This window comes from Saccharopolyspora sp. 6M, from assembly GCF_020176775.1.
GTDB lineage: Bacteria > Actinomycetota > Actinomycetes > Mycobacteriales > Pseudonocardiaceae > Saccharopolyspora_C > Saccharopolyspora_C gregorii.
The window spans coordinates 1-8,996 of the sequence record NZ_JAIUJZ010000176.1; the positions used below are offsets into that span (position 1 = coordinate 1).

The following is an 8,996-nucleotide window of genomic DNA, read 5'->3' on the forward strand; positions in this document are numbered from 1 at the left end:
GGCCGTGAGCCGATCGGCCGGGGGGGCGGGGGCCCCCCCCCCGCCCCCCCCCCCCCCCCCCCCCCCCCCCCCCCCCCCCCCCCCCGGCTCGGCCGTGCGGGCGGCGGCGGTGTGCGGTGCGGCACCGCTCGACCCGAGCGCGGGCGGCGAGTGCCGCGGGATCCGTAGTGGACGGATCGTTCGTCCCATCCCGGTGGACGAACGGTCCGTTCACTCCGCAGCGGTGGGTGCGCGCTTCGGGAGGCGACCGGAGGGGCGCCGGTTCGTAGGAACGTACGAGGGACGGGTGTTCACCCGTCCGGCATTTCGGGTGTTCCACCGCTGGTCAACCTCCGTTCGCGAGTTGTGTACTGGGACGACCACCCACGGCGACGGGCTACGAGTGGTGCGGCCCTCGTCGACTCCGACCGACAGGGGGGAAGCGCCGTGGACTTCCTGCGCCCGGCCTCGTGGCGCGAGGCCCTGGAGATCCGGGCGGCCCGCCCCGCGGCGACCGTGCTGGCGGGAGGCACCGACGTGCTGGTCGGGCTGAACTTCGGCCACGACCGGCCGGAGGCGCTGCTGGACCTCACCGCCACCGGCGCCGAGCAGGAGTGGTCGGAGTCGGACGGGGTGCTGCGCATCGGCGCGCTGCTGCCCTACGCGCGCCTGGTCGACGAGCTGGGCGACCGGCTCCCGGGCTTGGCGACGGCAGCGCGCACCGTCGGTTCTCCGCAGATCCGCAACCGGGGCACGCTCGGCGGGAACCTCGGTTCGGCCTCGCCGGCCGGGGACGGGCATCCACCGCTGCTGGCCTCGGACGCGCGCGTCGAGGTGGCCTCGGTGCGCGGTACCCGGACGCTGCCGGTCGCGGAGTTCTTCACCGGGCCCAAGCGCAACGCGCTCGCCGCGGACGAGCTGATCGCCGCGGTGCACGTGCCGACCGCTTCCGGCCCGCAGCAGTTCGCGAAGGTCGGCACCCGCAACGCGATGGTGATCGCGGTGTGCGCGTTCGCGATCGCCCTGCACCCGGACCGGCGGCGGATCGGCACCGGCGTGGGGTCGGCGGGCCCGGTGCCGTTCCGCGCGACGGCGGCCGAGGACTTCCTCGCCGCCGAACTCACCGCGAGCGACCGGTGGGAGCGGCCGCGGGAGCTGCCGGACCTGGTGGTGCGGCGGTTCGGCGAGCTCGTGGCGGCAGCCGCGCCCCTCGTCGACGACGTGCGCGCCACCGCCGGGTACCGGCGGCACGCGCTGGGCGTCCTGGCCCGGCGGACGGTGCTGCGGGTGTGGGACGAGCACCGGAACGGGAGGCGGTCATGCGCGTGAACTTCACCGTCAACGGGCGGCGGCAGCGGGCCGACGACGTGTGGGAGGGCGAGAGCCTGCTGTACGTGCTGCGGGAACGCCTCGGCCTGCCCGGGTCGAAGAACGCCTGCGAGCAGGGCGAGTGCGGTTCGTGCACCGTGACCTTGGACGGGGTCCCGGTCTGCGCGTGCCTGGTCGCGGCCGGCCAGGTCGAGGGCCGGGAGGTGGGGACCGTGGAGGGGCTCGCCGACGGCGACCGGCTCAGCGAGGTGCAGCAGGCGTTCCTCGACGCGGGCGCCGTGCAGTGCGGGTTCTGCACCCCGGGCCTGCTGGTGCAGGCCACGGATCTGCTGCGGCGGCGCGCCGACCCGTCGGACGTGGAGATCCGGGAGGCGCTGGCAGGCAACCTGTGCCGCTGCACCGGCTACGAGAAGATCGTGGACGCGGTGCGGCTCGCGTCCCGGCGGGAGGCCGGCCATGCCTGAGCGGTTCGTGCTCGACGGTGCCGCGGTCGTCACCGTCGACGGCGCCGAGCACGCCGAGGGCCACGTGGTGGTCGACGGGGGCCGGATCGCCGCGGTCGGCGCCGGCCGGGCCGATCCGGGGCTGGGCGAGCGGATCGACGTGCGCGGTTGCCTGATCACGCCGGGCCTGGTCGACGCCCACCAGCACCTGTACCAGTGGGTGACGCGCGGGTTCGCGCCGGACGCGCCGCTGTTCGACTGGCTGCCCTCGCTCTACCCGGTGTGGGCGGGGTTGGACGAGGACTGCGCGCACGCGGCGGCCGCCGCGGGTGCGGCGCGGCTGGCGTTGTCGGGGGCGACGACGATCGCCGACCACCACTACGTGTTCCCCCGCGACGGCGGTGACGTGTTCGGTGCGGTGATCGCCGCGGCCGGGAGCATCGGGGTGCGGCTGCACGCGGTGCGGGGCTGCATGGACCGCGGGCGTTCCCGGGGCGGGTTGCCGCCGGATTCGCTGGTGGAGGACGCGGACGTGGCGTTGGCGGGCACGGACGCGGCGATCGGCCGGTTCCACGATCCGAGTCCGGGGTCGGTGGTGCGGATCGCGGTGGGCCCGTGCTCGCCGTTCAGCGTCGGCGAGCGGTTGCTGCGGGACGCCGCGGAGCTGGCGCGGGCGCGCGGCGTGCGGCTGCACACGCACCTGGCGGAGACCGCGGAGGAGGAGCGGCGGTGCCGCGCCGAGTTCGGCCGCACCCCGGTGGAGCACGCCGACGCCCTCGGCTGGCTGGGCCCGGACGTGTGGCTGGCGCACACCGCGCACCTGTCGGCGGCGGAGGTGTCGCGGCTGGCGGAGACGGGCACGGGTTCGGCGCACTGCCCGAGTTCGAACGGCCGCCTGGGGGCGGGGACGGCACCGCTGCGGGAGCTGCTGGACGCGGGCGTGCGGGTCGGGCTGGGTGCGGACGGGGCCGCGTCGAACGAGGCGGGCGGGATCGGCGAGGAGATGCGGCAGGCGCTGCTGACGGCACGGGCCCGGCGGGGTGGAGCTCCACCTGGGGCACGGGATCGGCGGGGTGCGGCGCTACCGGCGGAGCGGGACCGGCCCGGAACGGCGCGACCTGAGGACGCGGACCTGCCGGGCGCGGCGACACCGGCCGATCGGTCCCGGGGGCCGGCGGCGCTCTCGGTGCGGGAGGCGTTGTTCGCCGCCACCCTCGGCGGTGCCCGCTGCCTGGGCAGGCAGGACGAGCTGGGGTCGCTGCGGCCCGGGAAGCTCGCCGACCTCGCGGTGTGGCGGCTCGACGGGCTCGGTCACGCCGGGATCGAGGATCCGGTGGCGGCGCTGGTGCTGGGTCCGCTGCCGCCGCTGCGACTGCTGCTGCGCGGTGGCAGGCGCGTCGTCGAGGACGGCGCCCTCACCGCGGTGTCCGAAGTGGACTTGGCGCGCGACCTGCGCGCCGCGAGCGGCCGGATCCGCGCGCGATCCGGGGCACGGCACGGGGAGGTGGCCCGATGAGCGGTCCCACGCGCACTCCGCAGCACCTCGACACCGGCATCGCGGGCGGCATCGGGGAGTCCCCGTTGCGCCCGGACGGCACGTTGAAGGTGCGCGGCGAGTTCGCCTACTCCTCCGACCTGTGGGCGGAGCACATGCTGTGGGGCGCGACGCTGCGCAGCCCGCACCCGCACGCGCGGATCACCTCGATCGACGTGACCGCGGCGCTGCGGCTGCCGGGGGTGCGCGCGGTGCTCACCGCCGCCGACGTGCCCGGCCGCAACCGGTACGGGGTGAAGCAGCAGGACCAGCCGGTGCTGGCGGAGGACGTGGTGCGCTACCGGGGCGAGGCGGTGGCGCTGGTCGCCGCCGAGCATCCGGAGATCGCGCGCCGCGCCCTGGACCGCATCGCCGTGGACTACGAGGTGCTGCCCGCCAGCACCGACGCGGAGCTCGCCGCGCACGACCGGGCGCTGCCGCCGCTGCACCCCGGCGGGAACGTGGTGCGCCACCAGGTGATCCGCAAGGGGGACCCGGACGCGGTCGCCGACGTCGTCGTCTCCGGCACCTACACCGTGGGCATGCAGGACCAGGCGTTCCTCGGCCCCGAATCGGGGTTGGCGATCCCCGCCGAGGACGGCGGCGTGGACCTGTACCTGGCCACCCAGGACCTGCACTCGGACCGCACGCAGACCGCGGCCGCGCTCGGCCTCGACCCGGAACTGGTGCGGATGACGCTGTCCGGGGTGGGCGGCGCGTTCGGCGGGCGCGAGGACCTGTCGATCCAGGTGCACGTGTGCCTGCTGGCGCTGCGGACCGGGCGGCCGGTGAAGATGGTCTACGGCCGGGAGGAATCGTTCCACGGCCACGTGCACCGGCATCCGGCGAAGATGTACTACGAGCACGGTGCCACCCGGGACGGCGAGCTGGTGTACGTGAAGGCGCGGCAGTACTTCGACGGCGGTGCCTACGCCTCCAAGACCCCCGTCGTCGTGGGGAACGCGACCACGCTCGGCGTCGGCCCCTACCGGGTGCCGAACGTGGACGTCGAAGCCTGGGGCCTGTACACGAACAACCCGCCGTGCGGGGCGATGCGCGGGCTCGGCGCGGTGCAGCCGACGTTCGCCTACGAGTCCCAGATGGACCGGCTCGCCGCCGAGCTCGGCATGGACCCGGTCGAGCTGCGCATCCGCAACGCCATCGCCGAGGGCGACACGATCCCCACCGGGCAGCGGATCGACCACCCGGCGCCCGTCGCCGAACTGCTGCGGCGGCTCACCGCGATCCCGCTGCCCGCGGTCGGCGGCGACCGGGACGTGCGGGAACTGCCCGGCGGTGTCGGCGGCACCACGCACGGCGAAGGGGTGGTGCGCGGCATCGGCTACGGGGTCACCATCAAGAACATCTGCTACTCCGAAGGCGCCGACGACCACTCCACGGCCCGCGTCCGGCTCGCCCTCGTCGGTGGCGAACCGCTCGCCGAAGTGCACACCGCCGCCGCCGAGGTCGGCCAGGGGCTCGTGACCGTGCAGCAGCAGATCGCCCGCACCGAGCTCGGCGTCGAACGCGTCACCATCCATCCCAACGACACCTCCGTCGGCCCCGCCGGATCCAGCTCCGCGTCCCGGCAGACCTACGTCACCGGCGGGGCGGTGCAGGCCGCGTGCGCCGCGGTGCGCGACGCGGTGCTGCTGCGCGCCGCGGAACTGCACGGCGTCACGCCCGCCGCGCTGTCCTTGCAGGGCGGGAAGATCGTGTCCGCGACGGCGGGCGTGCTCGCCGACCTCGCCGAGGTGCTCGGCGACGGGCCCGTCGAGCACACCCGCGAATACCACCACCGGCCCACCTTCCCCATGGGCGCCGACGGCGCGAGCGAACGCGTCCAGGTGCAGCACGCGTTCTCCGCGCACCGCGCCGTCGTCGACGTCGACGTCGAGCTCGGGCTGGTGAAGGTCGTGCGGCTCGACTGCGTGCAGGACGTCGGCAAGGCCGTCAACCCGGACGCCGTGCTCGGGCAGATCCAGGGCGGCAGCGCCCAAGGGCTCGGGCTCGCCGTCATGGAGGAGGTGCAGGTCGTCGACGGCGCCATGCGCAACGCGTCGTTCACCGACTACCTCATCCCCACCGCGCTCGACATGCCGCCGATGGAGATCGACGTCGTCGAACGCGGCGACCCGCACGCGCCGTACGGGGTACGCGGGGTCGGCGAGCCACCGACGATCTCCACCACGCCGGCCGTCGTCGCCGCGATCCGCGCCGCGACCGGCCGGGACCTCACCCACGTTCCCGTGGCACCGCACCACATCGTCTGAGCCCCGTTGGAGAACCACGTGCCGTCGACCGAACTCACCGACACCCGCTGGGCCGCGGAAGCCGTGGCACTCGCCGCCGGCAGCGTCACCCACGGCGGCGGACCGTTCGGCGCGCTCGTGCTGCGCGCCGGGCGGCCCGTCGCCAGCGGCACCAACCTCGTCACCGCCGAGCTCGATCCCACCGCGCACGCCGAGATCACCGCGATCCGCGCCGCCTGCCGGGAACTCGGCACGTTCCACCTCGACGGGTGCGTGCTGGTCAGCTCCTGCGAACCGTGCCCGATGTGCCTGGGCGCGGCGTTGTGGGCGCGGCTGGATCGCGTCGTGTACGCCGCCGACCGGCACGACGCGGCGCGCGGCGGGTTCGATGACCGGGCGTTCCACGACCTGTTCCGGCACCCCGAGCAGCCGTGGCCGACCCGCGTCCGCCAGGTGCCGCTGGCCGAACGGGCGGCACCGTTCGAGCGGTGGCTGGCGAAGGCGGACCGCGTCGACTACTGAACCGCCGCCCTGCCGGAGTGAACGGACCGTTCGACCAACTAGATCGGACAGACGGTCCGTTCACTCGCGTCGAGGCGCGGCGTCCGGCGACCACCCGGGCTCGCGACGAGCGGGGGTGAACGGACCGTTCGACCAATCGGATGGGACAGACGGTCCGTTCACTCCCCCGCGGCGGGCGCGGCCCCGGGGGGGCGGGGGGGGGGGGGCCCCCCCCCCCGGGGCCCCCCCGGGGGGGGGTTCACGGCCCGTTCCCCCAACGGGGGGGCCCCCCCGGGCCCCCCCCCCCCCCCGCGGCGGGCGCCCCGCCGGCGCACCGGAACGGAGTGAACGGACCGTTCGACCAACTAGATGGGACAAAGGGTCCGTTCACTCCGCTGGTCGGTAGGGTCGGGGCATGCGGGTCGCTGGCGTGGTGCTGGCCGCGGGGGCGGGGCGGCGGTTCGGGATGCCGAAGGCGCTCGTCGACTACCGCGGCACCCTCCTGGTCGACCGCGCGGCCCGCGTGCTCACCGAGGGTGGTTGCGCACCGGTGCTCGTGGTGCTGGGCGCGGCCGAGGCGGAGGTGCGCGCGGCGGCGGAGCTGCGGGGCGTCGACGTGGTGTCCAACCCGGACTGGGACAGCGGGATGGGTTCCTCGTTCCGGGCCGGTCTCACCGCGCTGGCAGGGGAATCCGCGGACGTGGCGGCAGCGCTGTTCCTGCCGGTGGACATGCCGGGCGTGACGGCGGAGGCGGTGCGCCGGGTCGCCGCGCACGCCGCGCCGGACGCCCTCGCCGCCGCATCACTCGACCAGCGACGCAGTCACCCTGTGTTGCTGGGACGCGCGCACTGGCGGGGGGCCGCGGCGACGGCCGTCGGAGATGCGGGTGCGCGCGGTTACCTTCGTGATCACGCCGTCACCCTGGTGAGGTGCGATGGCGTCTCGGAAGGTTTCGATATCGACCGGCCCGCAGACCTCGACCGCGGCTAACCCGTAGAGTCGGCTGTCACGCGTGAGGTGACGCCGAGCCACCGTCCGCGGCTGCGGCGCCCGCCGAGCAGGAGCGCCAACCCGGTCGGTGCGCGCGTGACCGGCCCGCAACAGCGCCGACGGGGAGGCAACATGGCAACGGGACACATCACGGCCAACTACGTGCCGGACGGCGACGACTGGTCGGTCACCGTCTCGACCGGGCAGACGACCCGCACCGCCCGCGCTCCCGGCCTCATCGCCGCCCGGGACCAGGCCGACCAGCTCATCGAGCACTTGGCGCCGAACCCCACCGGCCGCGTCGTGATCCACCTGCTCAACGGCGACGGCTTCGCGTTCAGCACCGCCTACCTGCAGGCGCGGCACGGGTTGTCCGACGAGGCGACCCGCCAGGCCGCTGCCGCCGCCGACACCGCCAGCGCGCACGCCGCGCGGTGACCCGGCGCCCCGCGCCCTGGATCGGAAGATCACCCGAAAGGTCCGGCGGAAACCACGCCCCCACCACTTCTTCCTAGGATGGTCGCCGTGAACGCACCGACCAGCAGCTTGCCCGACGGGACCGGCCGGTCCCCCGGACGCGGCCGGCCGCGGGACGCCACGCGCGACGCAGCCCTGCGCACCGCGGCGATGGAGGTCCTCGCGGAAGTCGGCTACCGCGCGCTGACGATGGATGCCGTCGCGGCCCGGGCCCGCGCGGGCAAGGCCACGATCTACCGGCGTTGGGAGTCGAAGCTCGACCTGGTGATCGACACCTGCAACGAGCTGGTGCAGCGCAACATCCCGGAGCCGGACACGGGCAGCGTGCCGGGCGACCTCGGCGAGTTCCTGCGCGCGTTCGCCACCTTCCTCACCGGGCCCGCGGGGAAGGCGGCGCAGGCGCTGGTCGGCGAGCTGCCGCACGAGCGGGAGCTCGCGGCGGCGTTCCGCGAGTCGTTCCTGCTGCCGCAGCGCGACGTGCTGCGGCGCATCGTGGAGCGCGGTGTGCGGCGCGGCGAGATCAACGCGCAGGCTCCGATGGACACCGTGGTGGAGCTCGCCGGTGCCGCGCTGCTGCACCGGCTGATGCTCACCGGTGAACCGCTGGACACGCGGTTCGTGGACCGGTTGCTGGCGGACGCGCTGCTGCCGCTGCTGCACCGCGACGTGTGAGCGCCGGCGTGCTGCGCGGGACCATCTCCCGGCTGCACCGCTGGCCGGTGAAGTCGTTGCGCGGCGAGGCCGTGCCCGCGGCCCGCTTCGACGAGCGCGGCATGGCCGGCGACCGGGCGCACGTCCTCGTCGACCAGCGCGAGCGGCGCGCCGGTTCGGTGCTGACGGTGCGGCAGAACCCGGCGCTACTGCACTGGTCGAGCGGCTACGGCGCGGAGGTCGTGGATCCGGTGCCCGCGCCGACGCTGCACGCGCCGGACGGCACCGCGTGGGACTGGGCCGATCCGCGGCTGCCCGCGGCGCTCACCGGTTCGCTGGGCATCCCGCTGAGCCTGCGCAGCGAACCGGGCAACCAGGACCGGGGCCCGACGGTGCTGGTCACCGTGCAGTCCACGTTGGACGCGCTGGCCGCCGACCTGGGTGCCCCGGTGGACCTGCTGCGGTTCCGGCCGAACGTGCACCTGGAGCTGGACGTGCCGCCGTTCGCCGAACTGGGCTGGGGGCCGGGAACCACCATCACCAGCGGCGAGGTCGATTGGGAGGTCGTCGGCCCGAACTCGGGGGCCTGCGTGCGCTGCGCGGTGCCCAGCTGGGACGCGGGCGGGCGGACGCGGTGGAAGGAGTTGCAGCGGCGGCTCATCGACCACTGGGACAACCGGTTCGGCACCATCGTGCGCGTCTCCCGCGGTGGCACGGTGCACCGCGGGGCGGGGGGGGGGGGGGGGCGGGGCGCCGGGGGGGGGCCCCCGGGGGCGCCCCCCCCCCCCCCGCGCCCGCGGGGGGGGGGGGGCGGGCGGGGCCCCGGCGCGCGGCGCCCC

At 75.5% G+C, this 8,996-nt stretch carries 9 protein-coding genes; all 9 read left to right on the forward strand.

Translation table 11 applies throughout. The annotated features are described in order from the left end of the window. Nucleotides 1-426 precede the first annotated feature (426 nt). A complete protein-coding gene (locus LCD31_RS21455; protein WP_224960594.1) occupies nucleotides 427-1,308 on the forward strand; it encodes a xanthine dehydrogenase family protein subunit M in 882 nt (293 codons plus the stop codon). Then, nucleotides 1,299-1,772 carry a (2Fe-2S)-binding protein gene (locus LCD31_RS21460; RefSeq protein ID WP_224960597.1) on the forward strand — a complete coding sequence of 158 codons (474 nt, stop codon included), beginning with the start codon at nucleotides 1,299-1,301 and terminating at the stop codon, nucleotides 1,770-1,772. Before LCD31_RS21455 ends, LCD31_RS21460 begins: the two co-directional genes overlap by 10 nt. Further along, nucleotides 1,765-3,267, forward strand: a complete 1,503-nt coding sequence (locus tag LCD31_RS21465) for an amidohydrolase family protein (protein WP_224960598.1) — start codon at nucleotides 1,765-1,767, stop codon at nucleotides 3,265-3,267. Before LCD31_RS21460 ends, LCD31_RS21465 begins: the two co-directional genes overlap by 8 nt. After that, on the forward strand, nucleotides 3,264-5,558 hold the full coding sequence (pucD, locus tag LCD31_RS21470; protein WP_224960600.1) for a xanthine dehydrogenase subunit D: 2,295 nt from the start codon (nucleotides 3,264-3,266) through the stop codon (nucleotides 5,556-5,558). The genes LCD31_RS21465 and pucD overlap by 4 nt, the downstream gene beginning before the upstream one ends. Nucleotides 5,559-5,576: 18 nt before the next feature. Then, the gene (locus LCD31_RS21475; protein ID WP_224960602.1) at nucleotides 5,577-6,059 is read left to right on the forward strand and encodes a nucleoside deaminase; all 483 of its coding nucleotides are present in this window, start codon (nucleotides 5,577-5,579) and stop codon (nucleotides 6,057-6,059) included. Between the two features lie 394 nt (nucleotides 6,060-6,453). Beyond that, nucleotides 6,454-7,029, forward strand: coding sequence for an NTP transferase domain-containing protein (locus LCD31_RS21480; RefSeq protein ID WP_224960603.1), 576 nt, complete (start codon nucleotides 6,454-6,456; stop codon nucleotides 7,027-7,029). Between the two features lie 132 nt (nucleotides 7,030-7,161). Next, nucleotides 7,162-7,467 carry a hypothetical protein gene (locus LCD31_RS21485; RefSeq protein ID WP_224960604.1) on the forward strand — a complete coding sequence of 102 codons (306 nt, stop codon included), beginning with the start codon at nucleotides 7,162-7,164 and terminating at the stop codon, nucleotides 7,465-7,467. A gap of 87 nt (nucleotides 7,468-7,554) precedes the next feature. After that, on the forward strand, nucleotides 7,555-8,178 hold the full coding sequence (locus LCD31_RS21490) for a TetR/AcrR family transcriptional regulator (RefSeq protein ID WP_224960605.1): 624 nt from the start codon (nucleotides 7,555-7,557) through the stop codon (nucleotides 8,176-8,178). Then, nucleotides 8,175-8,996: MOSC domain-containing protein (locus LCD31_RS21495; RefSeq protein ID WP_224960606.1), on the forward strand; the 822-nt coding region annotated here is incomplete at its 3' end. The genes LCD31_RS21490 and LCD31_RS21495, both read left to right, overlap by 4 nt.